General features: G+C 63.9%; 16 protein-coding genes and 1 pseudogene. 9 read left to right on the top strand and 8 right to left on the bottom strand.

Going from position 1 to position 17,817, the window contains the following annotated elements:
* A partial coding sequence (locus H0W47_RS15460; protein ID WP_296925978.1) for an FAD-dependent oxidoreductase occupies positions 1-2,013 on the top strand: 2,013 nt, incomplete at its 5' end.
* A gap of 17 nt (positions 2,014-2,030) precedes the next feature.
* Here H0W47_RS15460 and H0W47_RS15455 read toward each other — a convergent pair.
* From H0W47_RS15455 to H0W47_RS15445, 3 genes are read right to left on the bottom strand one after another with little or no spacing between them, the layout of a single operon-like run.
* Entirely contained in the window at positions 2,031-3,143 is a 1,113-nt protein-coding gene (locus tag H0W47_RS15455; protein ID WP_296925976.1) for an NAD(P)/FAD-dependent oxidoreductase, read from the bottom strand.
* Entirely contained in the window at positions 3,144-4,184 is a 1,041-nt protein-coding gene (locus tag H0W47_RS15450; RefSeq protein WP_296925974.1) for a histone deacetylase family protein, read from the bottom strand.
* 37 nt (positions 4,185-4,221) lie between these two features.
* Entirely contained in the window at positions 4,222-5,082 is an 861-nt protein-coding gene (locus tag H0W47_RS15445; protein ID WP_296925972.1) for an N-formylglutamate amidohydrolase, read from the bottom strand.
* Positions 5,083-5,251: 169 nt separating this feature from the next.
* Here H0W47_RS15445 and H0W47_RS15440 point away from each other — a divergent pair, with 169 nt between their 5' ends.
* The 7 genes from H0W47_RS15440 to H0W47_RS15410 all read left to right on the top strand — a co-directional run bounded on the left by H0W47_RS15440 (position 5,252) and on the right by H0W47_RS15410 (position 10,858).
* Positions 5,252-5,473: a hypothetical protein gene (locus H0W47_RS15440; protein WP_296925970.1), complete on the top strand. Its 222-nt coding sequence runs from the start codon at positions 5,252-5,254 to the stop codon at positions 5,471-5,473.
* A 385-nt stretch (positions 5,474-5,858) separates the two neighbouring features.
* A complete protein-coding gene (locus H0W47_RS15435; protein ID WP_296925968.1) occupies positions 5,859-6,131 on the top strand; it encodes a hypothetical protein in 273 nt (90 codons plus the stop codon).
* A 19-nt stretch (positions 6,132-6,150) separates the two neighbouring features.
* The gene (locus H0W47_RS15430) at positions 6,151-7,812 is read left to right on the top strand and encodes a PepSY domain-containing protein (RefSeq protein WP_296925966.1); all 1,662 of its coding nucleotides are present in this window, start codon (positions 6,151-6,153) and stop codon (positions 7,810-7,812) included.
* Positions 7,813-7,822: 10 nt separating this feature from the next.
* Positions 7,823-8,194 carry a DUF3325 family protein gene (locus tag H0W47_RS15425; protein ID WP_296925964.1) on the top strand — a complete coding sequence of 124 codons (372 nt, stop codon included), beginning with the start codon at positions 7,823-7,825 and terminating at the stop codon, positions 8,192-8,194.
* Positions 8,195-8,245: 51 nt separating this feature from the next.
* Positions 8,246-8,542 carry a FeoA family protein gene (locus H0W47_RS15420; RefSeq protein ID WP_296925962.1) on the top strand — a complete coding sequence of 99 codons (297 nt, stop codon included), beginning with the start codon at positions 8,246-8,248 and terminating at the stop codon, positions 8,540-8,542.
* A 109-nt stretch (positions 8,543-8,651) separates the two neighbouring features.
* Positions 8,652-10,601: a ferrous iron transporter B gene (locus H0W47_RS15415; protein ID WP_296925960.1), complete on the top strand. Its 1,950-nt coding sequence runs from the start codon at positions 8,652-8,654 to the stop codon at positions 10,599-10,601.
* On the top strand, positions 10,598-10,858 hold the full coding sequence (locus H0W47_RS15410; RefSeq protein WP_296925958.1) for a hypothetical protein: 261 nt from the start codon (positions 10,598-10,600) through the stop codon (positions 10,856-10,858). The genes H0W47_RS15415 and H0W47_RS15410 overlap by 4 nt, the downstream gene beginning before the upstream one ends.
* 66 nt (positions 10,859-10,924) lie before the next feature.
* Here the strand turns inward: H0W47_RS15410 and H0W47_RS15405 are convergent, their stop codons facing one another.
* The 5 genes from H0W47_RS15405 to H0W47_RS15385 form a co-directional block, all read right to left on the bottom strand.
* Positions 10,925-13,114, bottom strand: coding sequence for a TonB-dependent siderophore receptor (locus tag H0W47_RS15405; RefSeq protein ID WP_296925956.1), 2,190 nt, complete (start codon positions 13,112-13,114; stop codon positions 10,925-10,927).
* An 82-nt stretch (positions 13,115-13,196) separates the two neighbouring features.
* Positions 13,197-14,651 (bottom strand): DUF3526 domain-containing protein, encoded by a 1,455-nt coding sequence (locus H0W47_RS15400; protein ID WP_296925954.1) that lies wholly within the window; start codon positions 14,649-14,651, stop codon positions 13,197-13,199.
* 10 nt (positions 14,652-14,661) lie between these two features.
* Positions 14,662-16,059 (bottom strand): ABC transporter permease subunit, encoded by a 1,398-nt coding sequence (locus H0W47_RS15395; RefSeq protein WP_296925952.1) that lies wholly within the window; start codon positions 16,057-16,059, stop codon positions 14,662-14,664.
* Between the two features lies 1 nt (position 16,060).
* Entirely contained in the window at positions 16,061-16,765 is a 705-nt protein-coding gene (locus H0W47_RS15390) for an ABC transporter ATP-binding protein (RefSeq protein WP_296925950.1), read from the bottom strand.
* Between the two features lie 113 nt (positions 16,766-16,878).
* A complete protein-coding gene (locus H0W47_RS15385; protein ID WP_296925947.1) occupies positions 16,879-17,253 on the bottom strand; it encodes a hypothetical protein in 375 nt (124 codons plus the stop codon).
* Positions 17,254-17,630: 377 nt separating this feature from the next.
* On the opposite strand from H0W47_RS15385, the pseudogene H0W47_RS15380 reads away from it, so the two are divergent.
* Positions 17,631-17,817: pseudogene (locus H0W47_RS15380) on the top strand (ZIP family metal transporter); the annotation flags it as partial.

The raw sequence follows: 17,817 nt of genomic DNA, 5'->3' as shown, positions 1-17,817 counted from the left end.
CTGCCCAACCGGGTGCTGATGGGATCGATGCATACCGGGCTGGAGGATCGCGCCGCCGACTTCCCGAAGCTGGCGGCGTATTTCGCCGAGCGCGCGGCGGGTGGCGTCGGCCTGATCGTCACCGGCGGCTTCGCGCCGAACGTCGAGGGGTGGGTCAAGCCACTCGCGGGCAAGCTGACCAACCGCTGGGAGGCGTACAAGCACCGGGTGATCACCGACGCCGTGCACGACGCGGGCGGGCGCATCGCGCTGCAGATCCTGCACGCCGGCCGCTACGGTTACAGCCCCAAGGCCGTCGCGCCCTCGCCCGTCAAGTCGCCGATCTCGCCCTTCGCGCCGCGCGAGCTCGACGACGCCGGGGTCGAGAAGCAGATCGCCGACATCGCCGAGGCCGCCGCCCGCGCCCGCGACGCCGGCTACGACGGGGTCGAGGTCATGGGCTCGGAGGGGTATCTGCTCAACCAGTTCCTCGTCACCCACACCAACCAGCGCAGCGATGACTGGGGCGGCAGCTACGCGAACCGCATGCGGCTGGCGGTCGAGATCGTGCGGCGCACGCGCGAAGCGGTCGGCCCGGACTTCATCATCATCTACCGCCTGTCCATGATCGATCTGATTCCCGACGGCAGCAGCTGGGACGAAGTGGTGTTGCTGGCCAAAGCCGTGGAAGCTGCTGGTGCGACGCTCATCAACAGCGGCATCGGCTGGCATGAGGCGCGTGTGCCGACGATTGCGACCTCGGTGCCGCGCGGCGCTTTCACCTGGGTCACCAAAAAACTGCGTGACGAGCTGCGCGCGGCCGGCCTCACGATTCCGCTGGTCACCAGCAACCGGCTCAACACGCCCGAGGTCGCCGAGCAGGTGCTGGCCGATGGCAGCGCCGACATCGTCAGCATGGCGCGGCCTTTCCTGGCTGACCCGGAATTTGTCAACAAGGCGGCGCAGGGCCGCAGCCGCGAGATCAACACCTGCATCGCCTGCAACCAGGCCTGCCTGGACCATGCCTTCCAGGCCAAAATCGCCAGCTGCCTGGTGAATCCGCGCGCTGGCCATGAGCTTGAGCTGGTGATCCGCAAAGCCCCGTCGCAAAAACGCATCGCCGTCATTGGCGCCGGGCCGGCCGGCCTGGCGGCGGCCACCACGCTGGCCGAACGCGGCCACAGCGTGGACCTGTACGACAGCGCTGAAAACATCGGTGGCCAGTTCAACCTCGCCAAACGTGTGCCGGGCAAGGAAGAGTTTGAGGAAACCCTGCGTTACTTCGGCCAGCGCATCACCGCCACCGGCGTGCGCCTGCATCTGGGCACCCGCATGGACGCCGCCGCGCTGGTCGCGCAGAAGTTCGACGAGGTGATCCTGGCCACCGGTGTCACGCCGCGCAACCCGCGCATCCCGGGCCAGGAAGACTCCAGGGTGCTGAGCTACATCGACGTGTTGCTGGGCCGCGCCACAGTCGGCCAGCGCGTGGCGCTGATAGGCGCGGGCGGCATAGGCTTCGACCTCGCTGAATTCCTGGTCACCCCGACGGGACACTCGACAGCGTTGGACCTGCCGGCCTGGCTGGCCGAATGGGGAGTGGCCGACCCGGGCGCGGTGCGCGGTGGCGTGGTGCGCCCGGCGCCCACGGCAGCGGCGCGGCAGGTCACGCTGCTGCAGCGCAAACCCGGCAAGCTCGGCAAGGGCCTGGGCAAAACCACGGGCTGGATACACCGCGCAGCGCTCAAGATGAAAAACGTGGAGATGCTCTCGGGTGTCAACTACGAACGCATAGGCGACGACGGCGCCGGCGGCCTCGGCCTGTTCATCACCTTTGGCGAAAAACGCAGCGACGGCACAGTGCTCAGCGTGGACAACATCGTGCTGTGCGCCGGCCAGGAACCGCTACGCGAACTGCTGGAGCCGCTGCGCGCGGCCGGTGTCAAAACCACGCTGATAGGCGGCGCCGATGAAGCTTCGGAACTGGACGCGAAGCGCGCGATCAATCAGGGCACGCGGGTGGCCGCGGCGGTGTGAAACGCGCAACCGCCGCGTCAGGGTGTCAGCAAACCGGCAACGTGGCGCGCAATCGCCAGTGAACTGGTGAGGCCCGGCGACTCGATGCCAAACAGGTTGACCAGCCCCAGCACGCCATGCTCGCGCGGCCCCTGGATCACAAAGTCGCTGGCCGGGGCACCAGACGGCGTGACCTTGGGGCGTATGCCGGCATAACCCGGCGCCAGCGCGCCGTCGGCCAGGCCCGGCCAGTATTTGCGCACTTCGGCGTAAAACGCGTCGCCGCGCGCAGCATCAACCAGCAGGTCATCGGGCGAATCCACCCACTGCACATCGGGGCCGAACTTGGCCTGCCCGCCCAGATCCAGCGTCAGGTGCACGCCCAGTCCGGCCAGGTGGCTGGCCGGCTCGGGCACCGGGTAAATCAGCCGGCTAAAGGGCGAGCGCCCGGACAGGGTGAAGTAGTTGCCCTTGGCGTAATAAGCGCGCGGAACGCAGGCCGGGTCCAGGCCTGCAAAGTCCGCAGCCAGTGCAGGGGCATGCAGGCCGGCAGCATTGACCACCGTGCGGGCCTGCAACTCGGTGCCGTCCTGCGCTACCAAAACAATAGCATCTTGCCCACAACTGGCATGGGCCAGCGGCGTATTCAGCACCACAGCGCCACCGGCATTCTCCACATCGCCCTGCAGCGACAGCATCAAGGCGTGGCTATCGACAATACCGGTGCTGGGCGAATACACGGCGGCGACACAGGCCAGTTGCGGCTCCATGGCCTGCGCCTCTTCGCGTGTCAGCAGCACCAGATCATGCACACCGTTAGCAGAGGCCTTGGCAATGATGGCCGGCAGTTCTGCGGCCTGCGCTTCGCTGGTGGCGACGATCAGCTTGCCGCAGCGCCGGTGCGCGATGCCGCGCTCGGCGCAGTAGGCGTAGAGCAACTGTTTGCCTTCGACACACAGGCGCGCCTTCAGCGAGCCTGAGGGGTAATAGATGCCGGCGTGGATGACCTCGCTGTTGCGCGAGCTGGTGCCGGTGCCGATGGCGTTGGCGGCCTCCAGCACCAGCACCTCCCTACCCTGCAACGCCAGCGCGCGCGCCACCGCCAGCCCCACCACACCCGCGCCTATCACCACGCAATCGACCTGTTCCATTCAGCGTTCTCCCTCGAAACCTTCAAGCACCTGCGCCGCGTTGTGGCCCAGCGCCTGCGCGGCATAACCGCCCTCGAGCACAAACACCGTGGGCAAACCCAGCGCAGCGAGGCGCTGACCCAGGCGGCGGAAATCGCCTGCCTGCAGCGAAAATTTTGAGATCGGGTCGCCCGCAAACGTGTCCAGTCCCAGCGAAACCACCAGCGCATCGCTGCGGTGCGCGGCAACACGCAGGCAAGCCTGCTCCAGCGCATCAAACCAGTCTGCCGCACTGCAACCTGCGGGCAGCGGCAGGTTCAGGTTGAAGCCCAGGCCTTCGCCCTCGCCCTCTTCGTCGGCATGGCCCAGGAAAAACGGGTACTCGGTCAGCGGGTCACCGTGCAGGCTGGCAAAAAACACGTCATTGCGCCGGTAAAAAATGCTTTGCGTGCCGTTGCCATGGTGGTAATCCACATCCAGCACGGCCACGCGGCCGGCGCCGCCATTGCGCAGCGCCTGCGCCGCAATGGCGGCGTTGTTCAGGTAGCAGTAGCCGCCCATGAAGCCGGCGCCAGCATGGTGGCCGGGCGGACGGCTGCAGCAGAAGACGGCCGGTGCACCCTCGCCTATCAGGGCCGCAGCTGAGGCCGCCGCATCGGCGCCGGCTTTCGCGGCTTCCCAGGTGCCGGCCACCAGCGGCGAGCCGTTGTCCATCGAATACAGGCCCAGGCGCGCGATGAAGTTGAGTGGAACCACGTCGCTGCGCAGGGTGCGCACCGGCCAGACAGACGGAAAGGGCTGGCGCCCGGCGTTGTCGGCGTCCAGCGCCAGCCAGTCGTCCCAAGCGTTTTCCAGAAAGGCCAGGTAAGGCGCGTCATGCACCTGCCCAAGCACTGCGCGGCTGTCGACATGCGGCTCGCGCAGCTCGTGGCCGCCCTGCAGCAGGCGCTGCTGCACAAACACGGCACGCGCCGGGGTTTCAAAACAGGGTACACGCTCGCCGCGAAAAAACTCGAACGCGGGCGCATGCAGGGCATGCCGTTCACTGAAAAGGGTGATCATCGAAAGATTATCCGCAAGCAAGCCATGCCACGCGGCGCTACAGCCTGCGCGGGTCGGTGGCCAGCAGCAACTGCACCAGCGACTGCAGGCTGGCCTTCAGTGGCGCAAAGCCGTCGGTGATTTCCAGCGTCTCTTCACTCATGTAGAGCTTGCGATTGATTTCGAGCTGGATGCTGTGCCGGTGTTGCTGCGGCGCGCTGTAGCGGCGCACCAGCTCCACGCCCTTGTACGGGTGGTTGTAGGCCACGCTGTAGCCCAGGCCCCGCAGATGCTCGCAGACCAGGCGCGACAGCGGCGCGGCGGCGGTCGTGCCGTCGCGGTCACCGACCACGAAGTCGGCATGCGCCTCGCCCGGAAAATCCGTGGCGTTGCTGGAGGCGATCGCCGGCATGGAGTGGCAGTTGATGTGGATGCTGTAGCCGTGGCGCGTGTGCGCGGCATCAATGGCCTGCGCCACGGCGGCGTGGTAGGGCTGCCAGCACTGCGCGATGCGCGCCTGCACTTCTGCGACCGACAGCTTGCGCTGGTAGATCGGCAGACCATCGTCGGTGGTGCGCCAGATCAGGCCCTTGCCAAGCCGCACCTTGCCCATCACACGCGGGTCGGTAGCCACGGCATGCGGCCAGGTTTCGTCGAACAGGCCGACGTCGACCTCGGTGGTGTCGCGGTTGGCATCCAGATAGCTGCGCGGGAAAAAAGCCTCGACCCAGCCCACCCCCAGTTCGGGGGCGAAGTCGTAGAGCTTTTCGACATGGGTGTCTTCTGCCCGGCGCAAAACCGGCAGATCGCAGGTGTAGACGAAGTCCTCGGGATAGGCGGTGCCGCTGTGTGGGGAGTCAAGCACCAGCGCGGTGGCGCCGGGCAGGTAACGAACAGGTGAGCCAACAGATAAAGTCATGGGTTTGATTGTGCCCGGGCTTGACGGACCCAGCAAAAGGCCTCTGTTAGCTACAAATAGAATAACTGCTAGCGCCCGCCAGTCATGGTCTATAGACAATAGAGCCGGGCAGACCGGTTCCAGTATCGACCTCAACTGGCGTTGAGCTTCAAGCCCGAACCGTGGACCGGTGTTTACGGTTTCCGCAGCCAAATGGTTCTTGCCCAATGCCGGCACCTGCACCTTGGTGGCGCCCGCCAGTCATGCCGACCCATCGCGCGGCAAACAACTGGAACCGGGCCTTATGGCCGATTGGCTGGACGGCCGCCTGCGCATCAACGCCGCTGTTGACGACCTGCGCAAGACCATTGTTCCGACGCCGTCACCCGCCAATCCGCTCTTCAGCGATTGAGGTTTTCCGGCAAGGTGTGAAACACGCGATGTCGGCAATCTTTGGGAACTGACGGTCGTTGCTGATCAGGCGCGCCGCACCCAACACCAGGGCGGCAGCTCCAACGACCCTGTTTCCGGAAGGAGAAAGGCACACGTCAAATATCAAACGCGAATAATTCTCATTATTAGGATACAATTTTCATTCCTGCGAGCCACGCCCTTTGGTGAAGCCAGCTTTCAATCAGCCCAGCTTTGCCATGCCCTCTTTTACCTACAAGCCAAATTGCACTCCAGCCCTTGCGCCATATGCTCAAGGAGCTATTGTTTTTATAGCGCCCACAGGCTTTGGCGACGGCGTTGCGGGTGCATGGCCCACGCCCGCTGCCGTGGACTTCTAACGCAGCATGGGCAGTACCACCCTTGTCCTGCTGCGTCTGCTGGCCGCCATCGGCGGCGGTTATGCCCTCACCGCTGCCACCGTCCCGTTGGCCGCCTTGCTGCTGGCCGCCGCAGGAATGGCCCGAAGCGAGGCCACCACCCTGGCCATGATGCTGGGTTTCATTTTTTACGCGCTGCTGCTGCTTTGGGCCTTCAGCGTGGGCAGCCTGTCGCGCTTATGGACCGTATTGGCCGGCAGCACTGCAGTTACCACTGGCGCCCTCTTGCTGCTCAACTGAAACGTCAACGGAGAGTTTTATGGGAAGCAATTTGCGCCAATCCATGAACTGGCTGCACACCTGGGCTGGCGTGGTCATTGGTGCGCTGCTGTTCGTCATCTTCTGGATGGGCACGCTCAGCGTGTTCGACCGCGAGATCGACCGCTGGATGATGCCGGCCACCCGGCTTGCGCCTACCGCCCTCCAGCAGCCATTCAGCTACGACGCGGCTGCGCGCAGCGCGCAGCCTCTGGTGCAGGGCTCGCCGCAGTGGTTTGTGCGCCCGCCCACAGAACGGGTGCCCGCAGCGGAGCTGCGCTGGCGCAACGAAGCGACCAAAACCTTCGAGCGCCGCTACCTGCACCCGCAAACCGGCGCCGTGCTGGCGCACACCGACACGCTGGCCGGCACCGGCTTCATCTTCCCCTTTCACTTCAATCTGCACATCAAGTGGAAAGACGTGGGCTACTGGCTGGTCGGCGTGGCCGGCATGGCGATGCTGCTGCTGGTGGTCAGCGGCGTGGTGATTCACCGCAAGATCTTCGTGGACTTCTTTTTGTTCCGGCCGAAAAAGCACCTGCAGCGCGCCAGCCTGGATTTGCACAACCTGACCGGCGTGCTGGGCCTGCCCTTTCACTTCATGATGGCGCTGTCGGGGCTGGTGATCTTCATGAACATCTATTTGCCCAGCGCGGTGTACGGCCCGTATGCGCAAGAGGCAAAACCCAAAGAGGCATTTTTTGCAGAGGCTTACGGCAGCTACAAACGCGCCAAAGCCGACACACCCGCAGCTACACCGCCCGCCTCGCTGGATGCCATGACTGCCATCGCGCGGCGCGAGTGGAACGGCAGCGAGCCTTCTTTCCTGCGCGTCTGGCACCCTGGCGACGCCAACAGCTACGTGGAGCTGCGCCGCAGTTATGAAGACGCGGTAACCATGAATGTGGACACGCTGGCCTTAGACGCCAGCACTGGCGCCGTTCTGAACCGCCACGTCACCGCACCGGTGATGGGCGCGCAGCGTTTCATCAGCGGCCTGCATTTCATCCAGTTCCGCCACTGGACCTTGCGCTGGTTGTACTTTGCGGCCGGGCTGGCGGGCTGCATCATGATTGCCACCGGCTTCCTGTTCTGGCTGGAGGCGCGCCGCGCCAGTCACGCCAAAAAAGGGCTGGCGGGGGTGCGCGTGGTCGAGGCGCTATCAGTGGCTTCCATGCCCGGCATCATGGCCGCAACGATGGCGTTTTTTATCGCCAACCGCTTGTTGCCGCTGGACGCGGCATGGGCCAGCTGGGACCGCGCCGCGTTGGAGATGTGGGCTTTTTACTTGGTGTGGCTTGTGATGCTGGCGCACGCAGCTTGGCGCGCCTGGCCACAAGATACACGGCGCACCAGCATGGCGTGGCGCGAGCAGACCTGGGCCCTCGCGGCGCTGGCTGCGCTCGCCGTGGCATTGAATTGGGCCACCACCGGCCATCATCTGGCGCACACGCTGGGCCAAGGCATTACCTCGGTAGCAGGCATGGACATCTTGCTGCTAGCCCTGGCGACAGGCGCCGCGCTGACAGCGCGCCATCTTGGCCGCCGCGCAGCTCAAAAAGATGCGGCGCTGACCAACAAAAAAACAGCTTCGCGGGATGTGCGTCACGCACCTGGTCCCAGCGCTCTGCCCGCATCGGGCGAACCACTTGGTCATGCGTGAGGGGTTGAGCATGGCCAGCGCCTTCGCCCTGCTGTTTCTTGGCTTTGCCCTGCTGGCCCTGAGCCAGGATCGGTACCAGGAGTGTGTATTCGGATCAAATGGGCCCATAGCCCCCGCCAGTCGGGCGCAACGCGCTACTGGATTGATAGCAATTGCCCTGGCGCTGCCACTCTGCGTGTGGGACCAGGGCGGGGGCTTTGGCAGCCTGCTGTGGGTGGTGCTGATGGGCGCCGCCGCGATGGCGGTGGCGCTGCTGCTCACCTGGCGGCCTCGCTCCCTGAGGCTGCTCGGCTTGTGGCGCATCGGCAAGACTCCAGAAGCAACTCGAGCGCCCGTACCGAATGTTCAGCGCCTGCCGACGAAAAACCCTCATCCACCATGAAGCAGCTAACTTGCAAGCTCCTCCACGCCACCACATGAAGGGCCGAGCCCAATGATTGACGACGCCAGCTCCACCTTGTCGGCGCAAGTGCCCAGCCACAGCCTGTTACTCGCGGACCTGGCGCCAGACCAGGCCACAACCATTCTTACCCTGGTTCCCGGCCAAGGCGAAGGAGACGCCGCCCTGCTGCAGCGGCTGGCCGAACTCGGCTTCATGGCCGGCGAAAGCATCTGCGTGTTGCGGCGCGGCCCGGGCGGGCGCGAACCGATTGCGGTGCAGGTCGGCGACACCGTCTTTGCGCTGCGCCGCCATGAGGCGAGCTGCATCCAGGTGAAGGTGCTGGCATGAGCCCCCTGACGAGGGGCCCCGGCCAGGCCGGGGATCGGCAGAAGGCGAATGCCAGCAGGGAGCCGACACCCCTGTCGCTGCATGATCACCGGATCAGCGGAGGCGACGCATGAACGCCCCCACCTCCCCAGTCCCCATGCCCCGCATCGCCCTGGTCGGCAACCCGAACTGCGGCAAGACCGCGCTGTTCAACCTGCTGACCGGCGCGCGGCAGAAAGTCGCCAATTACGCCGGTGTGACCGTCGAACGCAAGGAAGGCCGCACGCGCCTGCCCGACGGGCGTGAACTGGCGGTGATGGACTTGCCGGGCGCCTACAGCCTGAACCCGGCAACCGCCGACGAGACCGTCACCCACGACGTGGTGATGGGCCTGCGCGCGGGCGAGGACCGCCCCGACGGCATCATCGCGGTGGTGGACGCGACCAACCTGCGCATGAACCTGCGCCTGGTGCTGCAGTTGCGCGCGCTGGGCCGGCCCATGGTGCTGGCGCTCAACATGATGGACGTGGCGCGCGCGCGCGGGCTGCAGATCAACATCGCCCGGCTGTCGGCCGAACTCGGCATGCCGGTGATCGAAACCGTGGCGGTGCACAACCCCTGGTTTGCGGCCTGGCGCGGCAACAGCGCAGGCAGCGGACGCGACGCGCTGCTGCGGGCTGCCCAGCAGACCTTCTACAGCAACAATTTCAAGCCTTTTACGCCTCCAGCCCCCGCCACACAAGCGCGAGCAGCTATCACTTCGATAGCGACCGACGCACCCGACCTGATCGCGCTGCAGGCCCGGGTGCGCGCCATTCTGGCCGCGGCCGTGCCCAACGCAGGCCAGGTCAAGCGTTTCAACCACCGCATCGACGCGCTGGTGATGTACCCGGTGGCCGGGCTGCTGCTGCTGGCCACCGTGCTGTTTTTGATCTTTCAGGCGGTGTTTGCCTGGGCCAATATGCCGATGGACCTGATCAAGGACGGCGTCGCCTGGACCGGCAGCCTGGTCCAGGGCAACATGGCGCCCGGCCTGCTGCAAAGTCTGCTGGTCGACGGCATTGTTGCCGGGGTCGGCGGTGTGCTGGTGTTCCTGCCGCAGATCGTGATCCTGTTCTTTTTCATCCTGCTGCTGGAAGACTCGGGCTATTTGCCGCGCGCCGCCTTCCTGCTCGACAACCTCATGGGTAAGGTGGGCCTGTCGGGCCGTGCCTTCATCCCGCTGCTGTCGAGTTTCGCCTGCGCGATTCCCGGCATCATGGCGACCCGCACCATTCCTCATTGGCGCGACCGGCTGGCGACCATCATGATCGCGCCGCTGATGACCTGTTCGGCCCGGCTGCCGCTGTACGCCTTGCTGATAGGCGCTTTCATCCCGGAGCGCAAAGTCGGCTTCTTCAACCTCCAGGGCCTGACGCTGTTTGCGCTTTATGTGGCCGGCATCGCCTCGGCGATGGCCGTGGCCTGGGTGTTCAAGCGCACCTGGGCCAAAAGCAGCTACCAGCCGCTGATGCTGGAGCTGCCGCCTTACCGTGTTCCAAATCTGCGCAACCTGCTGCTGGGCCTGTGGCAGCGGGTCCAGATCTTCATGCACCGCGTCGGCACCATCATTTTTGCGCTGATGGTGGTGTTGTGGTTTCTCTCGACCTTCCCCGGCCCGCCCGACGGCGCGACCGGGCCGGCGATCCAGTACAGCTTCGCCGGCATGATAGGCAAGGCGCTGGAAGTGGTTTTTGCGCCGATCGGCTTCAACTGGCAGATCTCGATCGCGCTGGTGCCGGGCATGGCCGCGCGCGAAGTGGCGGTCGGCGCGCTGGGCACGGTGTATTCGCTGTCGGCGGCCGGTGACGATGCAGCCGTGGCCCTGACCCCGTTGATCGCACAGAGCTGGTCCATCGCCACGGCATATTCACTGCTGGCCTGGTATGTGTTTGCGCCGCAATGTATCTCGACACTGGCCGTGGTCAAGCGCGAGACCAACTCGTGGCGCTACCCGCTGCTGATGGCTGCCTATCTGTTTGCGCTAGCGTATGCCGCCTCCTTTATCACCTACCGCGCCGTGCTGGCGCTCTCCGCATGATGCCCACACCTATCGAAGCGCTGCTGGTTTACGCCGTGGTCTTGGGCTGCGCGCTCTACTGTCTGTGGGTGTTTCTGCCGGCGTCACTGAAGCGCCGCGCGGCGCACTACCTGCTGACACGCTCGCCACGTCTGGGCACTTCGCGCCACCTGCAGAAAGTGGCACGCAACCCTGGGGGCTGTGGCTCCGGTTGCGACAATTGCGGCAGCGCCAGGCCGCAGCGTGAACACAAGGTCCAGCTGTGGCGCCGGCGTTAGCCGCCCTCTCCCAGCGATGAAGATGGTTCTGCTTTTGCAGCCTGCCCGCAGGCTGTGCTGCCGCGATCAGAAATCAAATTTCGCCGCGACCTCAAACGTGCGCCCCGGCGCCAGCAGCACTTGGCTGGTGGAGCGCCCGGTGTAGCTGGCATACAGCTTGTCGGCCAGGTTGCGAACCCGAAACGTCAGTAGCGCCGGTTTCAGCCGGTAGCTAACCCAGGCATCAGCGGTGGTGTAGCCGTTGATCTGGATGGTATTGGCCGTGTCGGTATACATCTTGCCGGTGCGGTTGACGGCAGCGCCAAGCTCCATGGGCATGCTCTCCAGCTTGTAGGTGGCAAACAGATTCATCACCCGCTCAGGCACATTGGTCGGCACATTGCCCACGCGGGACACATTGCCGGCCTCGATGAGTGTGTCGAACCGAGCGCGCAGGGCTGCGACATTGCCCGCCAGCGTGAGCTGGCGTGTAGGGCGCCAGGCCGCCGACAACTCGATCCCGCGCGAGGACTGCTGGCCGTTGTTGATCGTCACGCCCGGATTCGCGGGGTCGCGCGAGAGCACGTTGCCCAGCTCGATCTGGTACAGCGCCGCCGTCCATTCGAAGCGCTGCTCCGGCAGGCTTTGCTTGAAACCGACTTCCACCTGCTTGCCGCGCGACAGCGGGAAGGCGGCGTTGGCCGAAGACAGCAGAAACAGCGAGCCGACCGGGGTCGCGGCATTGGTGTATTGGGCGTAAACCGTGGAGTCCTTGGACAGGTCATACACCGCGCCCAGCCGTACCGCGTTGCTACCGTAACTCGTGCCGAAACTCGAAAAAGTATTGGCGTTGAGGTCGCGGATCGTGCGCTTGATGTTGATGTGGTCGTGCCGTAAGCCGCCCACGAGCGTGAAGGCATCCGTCAGCTTCAGGGCATCTTCCACAAACACCGAGGCGGTTTTGGTGTCGGAGGTGACATCGGTCCGGTTGCCCGCGCCTGTGCTCAATGCTGGGTTGTAGTTGAAAACACCGACGTTGGGGTTGAACGCATTGACACGCAACACGTTGTTCGTAGAGGCAGAGCCGTTGGAAAAGCGGCGCAGGCTGTCAAAGTCGCTCTTGCTGATTTCAGCGCCTATGGTGAACCGATTGGACAGGCCACCGATTTTTCCGACGTGGCTGGCATCCAGCCGGTTGAAGATGGACTTCTGGTCGTGCGTGATGAGCGTCTGGTCACGGTTGATCAGGTTGGGTGCCACAAAAACCGCACTTTCCGAACTTAAAAATGTCCGGTCGGCCTGATTGATCGACAACTCGTTGCGCAGGGTCCATTCAGGCGTCAGCTTGGCTGTGAGCCTTGCGCGCCACCACATGGTTTCGGACGAATTGTCTTGGTCGCTGACGTTGTAGTTGAGTCCGGCCAGGCGCCGGTCAATCACCCGGCCATCGGACGTGCTGACAACGCCAGTGGGCTGGGTGGCCAGTGCGCCCGGAATCAGCGGCGTACCGTAATACACCTTGTTGTCATCACGCAGGTAGTCAAACGACAAGTCCAGCTTCAAGGCACTGCTCAGGGCTAAGGACACGCCGCTGGTGAAGTGGTCGAGCTTTTCCCGGTTGTTGGCGATCGTGCCAACTTTGGTTTCGTTGCGGCTGTAGTCGAAACGGTAGGCGCCCGACTCTCCCAATGCACCGCCCTTACCCACCGCCGTGCGGTAAGAGCCGTGGCTGCCGTAAGAGACAAGCGCTTCGGCGCCAGGGTTGGCTCGATCTGGCCGCTTGGTGATGAAGTTGATGACGCCGCCGATCGCCCCGTCGCCAAACAGCACCGACGCCGGACCTTTCAGGATTTCAATGCGGTCGTAGTTCCAGGTGTCCTGCACCCGGTTGGTAAAACCCGCGCCCGACGAACGCGTGCCGTCATAAAGATAGGTCAGAGTCGTGAAGCCACGCGTCGACAGTGTGGTGGGTGACGAAGGCGCGCCGCCGCCGCTGATGCCGGATGCGCCGCGCAAGGCTTCGGTAAAGGTGCGCGCACCACGCTCCTGAATGACGTCCTGCGACAAAATTTCGACGGAAGCCGGCGTCTCGCGCACCGTCAGGCCCAGCCGGGATGCCGTGCCGCTGGCCTCGTCGAGCTTGATGGTGCCTAAGTCGCGGCTGCCCTGCACCTGGATAGCGGGGAGTTGTTTTTCTTCCGTCGTCTGTGCGCTGACGGACTGCAGGGTCGCCAAAGCGGCCAGGGCGGCAGCCGTGCGAAGGAATGGCTTGTTCATCTGATGTTTCCTGTCAATTAAAAGTAAAAAAGAAATGGGTTGATGGGTTCTGACTCGTTCTGCGCTTGTCGGGGGCCAGCGCTCACGCCACCGTGTAGCGCCGCAAACGCCAACCGGCGATGCCCAGCAGCAGCAATGAGGGCAGGACCAGTTGCAGCAAAGACATCAAGGCCTGGCTGAGCACCAGACTGGTGGGCTCTTCTGTCCAGACAAAAGCCGGAATGCGTGCAAAGTCGGCTTCTGTCATGGCCATGCCGGCGTCAATACGGGGAAAGAAAAACTGCTTCCACGCCTGGTGGTAGTTGTTCATTTGCGCCATGAAGTGGGCGTGGCGACGCCCACCAGTGCCTGCCAGCGCGGTGAAGCCTTCATAAGCTACCGCCGCTGGCGACACCGCACTGAAACGCGCCACCAGCGCTTGCTGGCGTGCCTGCTGCGCATCAAAACGGTCCAGCTCGGGCTGAATCTGCTCGTCGGTCTGCTTCTGGATCGAATAGTTGGCCAGCGCCCGCCCGCTCATTTCGATCTTGCCGTTCTTTGGCAGCAATACCTCTGGCTCGGCCATGTAACGGTAGTCGGCGCTGAGCAGCTTGCTGTAACGGTTCATCGCCTCCATGGTCACCACGCGGGTGCGTGTGGCCAGCTCGTTGCGCGACGGGGCCGGGCTCGCCGCCGTGACGGCCAGATTGAGCAGCACCGGTGCGATGAGCACCAGCACCACCCAGCTGACGACCAGCAGCATGGCGTTGGTCGCCGACGATTTGCCAAATGCATTCACCGCCACCACCAGCGCAAACCAGAAGAGCGCGTAGGCGCCCACCAGCAACGCCCACCACAAGGTCAACCCGGACACCGGGCGCGCCACCAGCAACACCGCGACTGGCACGGCGACCGCCAAACCCAGCAGCACCGCAGCGCGCACCACCACCTTGCCGCCGATCAGCGTTCGCAGCATCAGCGGTTGCGACATCAGCAGGCGAAGCGTGCCGCTTTCGCGCTCAGCAGACAGCAGGTTGTAGCTCAGGGCAAAAATCAGCAGCGGCAGCAGATAAACAATCACAAACGCCAGGTCAAAGTGCCCGCTGAGCAGATGCCAGGGGTTTTCGATGTCGTTGTTGTGAATAAAGTGAATCTTGCTTTGGTAAGTGACCTTGAACTGGCCCGGGAACAGGTCAGTCTGACCCAGTGCCACCGGCGCCATGGCACCGCTCGGCATCAGCGCATGTTGCGCGCCATACCCACTGCCCATGCGTACCGGATCGGCCGGGTTTTGAAACGGCTTGGGCACTTCCTTGCCGGCCATGATGCGGCCCAGCTGCGCGAGCTGGTCGGCGCGTGTCTGGGCATCGCTGGCCACGATGGCTGCCTGCGCCTTATCGCGCGCTGTCGTCTGCTGCACGCCGTTAAACATGGCATAGGCAATCAGCGCCAGAAACAGCGCACCCACCAGCCAGAGGCTTCTTTCGGCCAGCAGAATCTTCAGCTCCTGCCGCATCACCAGGCCCAGACGTGGGCCTTGTTGTTGTGTGTTATTCATGGCAAGACCTTTACAAAGCGCGCTGCCGGGCGACCGCCGCCCAGGCAAAACCCAGCGCCAGCAGCAAACTTGCAATTAGCACGGCAAGGCTGGTCCAGTTGCTGCGCAGCGCCCAGCCAGCGGACGGTGGGTGATAGTGAAAGGCCGGGACTTTGGCCCAAAGATCGGGGCCCGCCTGGTACTGAAAGTGCTGATTGCCCAGCGGGTCGGCACTGGCCACCAGGTCGTCACTCATCAGGTCCTGCACCACGCGCCGATGTTGCTCGGCCGCCGTGGTGAAGTTGCGGTGATGCACAAAGTCGGTCCCCGCTAAACCCATGGACCAGGCCCGCACGGCCAGCAAGGGAAACACCAAGCCACTCCACTCCTGCAGTTTTTGCTGGCGCTCGTAGGTGTCCCACAACTTGCCGTAGTGGTGGTCATAGATGGCGTAGCTGGCCTTGTCGTCAAGCTGCAGCGCCCGCCCCCATTGGCTCAGGGGTACATCGCGGCTCCAGCGGTCTGTGGTGCCAAAAGCCTGCTGCCAGACACGGTCTGCTTCGGCCTTGAGTCCGGCGTTGAGTTCTTTCGTGAACTCCAGCTTGGTCGGGCTGGGCTGCCAGACGCGTGACAGCTCGGACAGAACGCGCGGCGCAATCACGGTGTTGGCGATCCACAGCGCCAGCAACACGGTGATGGCCACGCGCGATGTCGATGCCGCAGCCGACACCCCCAGCACCAGGAACACAAAGATGCCGAGGTACAACGCATAACCCACGGCCATGGCGCCGAAACGCATCAAGGCATCAGAAGTGGTGCCGGATTCAGCCCCCAGCCCCACGGCAATCGCCGCAGCCAGCGCGGCAGGAACCAGCAACGCCGCCAGCCCCATCGCCAACGCCATCGCCTTGCCCCACAACAACTGCAGAGGCGAAACGCCCAGGCTCAGCGTCTGGCGAAGAATGCCCTGCTCGCGTTCACCCGCAAAGGTGTTGAAGCCCAGCACGATCACCAGCAGCGGGCCCAGCACCTGCATGATCCACCCCGCCGACAAATCGCCAAAGCGTTGCAGGCCAGTGGCGTCTTGCGCCGGACGGAATTTCACCTCGCTCTGGCGATGCGCCTGCAACCAGATGGTGCCGCCGATATAGGGGTTGATGCCTGGGTCCACAATCGCGAGCGCCGCGTCGGGTTTGAAAGCATGCATGCCTTGGTGCGCCGCGTCGTGCGGATGGCGCCTGTCCTGGCTCAGCCAATCCTTGTAGTCGAGTGTTTGTGCCACTTTCTGTTCGGCGCGCACCTCCTGCTGGCGGCTGAAGCCGACCGCCAGCGCCGACAGCAGAAGCAGCAACACCACGCCGCCGGCCCAGTACAAGCGGCCGTCGCGCTGGCGCTCCAAAAAATCCTTGAGAGCAATGAGCATCACCATGTCAGTTCCCCATGTGCTGAAGATAGAGCGCCTGCAAATCGGTCTCTGCAATCTGCCGGCTGTCCAGCGTTTCCACCAGCCGACCCTTTTTCATGATGCCGATGCGGGTGGCCGTGTGTTTGGCATGAAACAGGTCGTGGGTGGTAGTCAGCACGGCCACACCGGCATCGCTGGCGCGCTTGAGCAATGCAGAAAATTCGCTTGCCGCCTGCGGGTCCAGGCCTGAGGTCGGCTCGTCCAGCAGCAGCGCCTTGGCCTGCTTGGCCAGCGCCACCGCAATCCACACCTTCTGACGCATGCCCTTGGAGTAGGCCGACACACGCTTGCCGGCGGCGGATTGATCCAGCCCGACCTCGTCAAACAGCGCCATCAAACGCTCACGAGGCAGGCGTTTGCCCAGCGCCAAGGCCGAAAAATAGTCCAGGTTTTCCAGACCCGACAACACCCCGTAGAGGTTGACCTGCTCGGGGATGTAGGCCACGTCCTGTTTGGTGGCCAGCGGATGTTTGGTCACATCCTGGCCATTGATCCGCACCTCACCCGCACTGGGCGCGATGAAATTCAGGAACAGGTTGATGGTGGTCGTCTTGCCGGCGCCGTTGGCGCCGAGCAGGGCATAAATGTCACCCGGCTGGATGTCGAGGTCGAGCCGGTCCAGCGCGGTCTGCGCGCCATAGTTTTTGGTCAGGCCGATGGCTTGAAGCATGGTGATCCTGGAAGAAGAAAGGGGAACGACAGGGGCGGCAGCAGCCACCAGCGGCGTGCGAACGAACGCAGCCTGCAGCCTGTCAGGGCCGACGCACAAAGAAGCTGGAAGGTTTAGCTGGCGAGAGGCGGCGCGCGCGCTTCAAAAGGCGCGGCCGCGGCCACCCGGTCGCAGTTGGTAGCGGCGGGTGGCGGGACGGACCGGAGCACACTGGGCAAGACCAGCAATGCCACGGCCGCCATCGGGGCACTGTGGCCCTGCTGGTCAAAAACACGGCAGCTGTTGCTGCCTTCGTCGTGGCCGGCAAACAGCGTTTCCAGCCAGTCAGACTGCTGACCATGGTCATGGTCGTGGGCGTGGGCGTGGGCGTCAACTTGAGGGGCATGACGCTGTTGTCCTTTGCTGGCAACAGCTGCTGCTTCGTGCGGCGCATGGACCAGCTGGTGCATCAAACCCAGCATCTGCGCAAAAAGCAGTGCGCCCAGCATGAGGCCCCGTAAGACCTGAGCGCCAGGCCTGCAGCGGCTGGCGCCCCCAGACCCTCTATCGCTATTATTTTGATAGCTGCCTGCGCATACGTGCCGTGGGCTGGATGCCAATCTGGCGCTAAAAAATGTCACCGCAAACCCCGATACAGCGCGCGTGCAACTCCCACACGTTTCAGGCAATGGTGGGCGGCCTTGGCTGGCGACCCGATTGCGGCATCCGCCTGTGCGCGGGTAGGGGTGGGATGAAACATCTTGCGAAATAAAAATTGCCGCCTGGTGGATACCGCAACGAAGTTGCACTAAACTCGTGATCACTTTCGCAACCAAGTTGCAATTGTATGCAGCAATTCTTTGCCGCATCAACTTTTTTTCTCTCGATGACCTTGTTCTACATCTTTGTTGCAACCCTGGCCGCAGGCTTGCTGTCCGTGCTGCTGGCCGCGACGATTGCACTGACCTGGCTGCCGCGCTTTGCTGATCGCATGGTGGCTTTTGCCGTCGGCTTGTTACTGACTTTTGCGTTTACCGACCTTTTGCCTGAGGCGATGCACCAGGGCTTCGACC

Source organism: Polaromonas sp. (assembly GCF_013817205.1).
Classification (GTDB): Bacteria; Pseudomonadota; Gammaproteobacteria; order Burkholderiales; family Burkholderiaceae_C; genus Polaromonas.
Note: the sequence above shows the minus strand (reverse complement) of the source record. Positions and strands in the feature narration are given on the sequence as shown.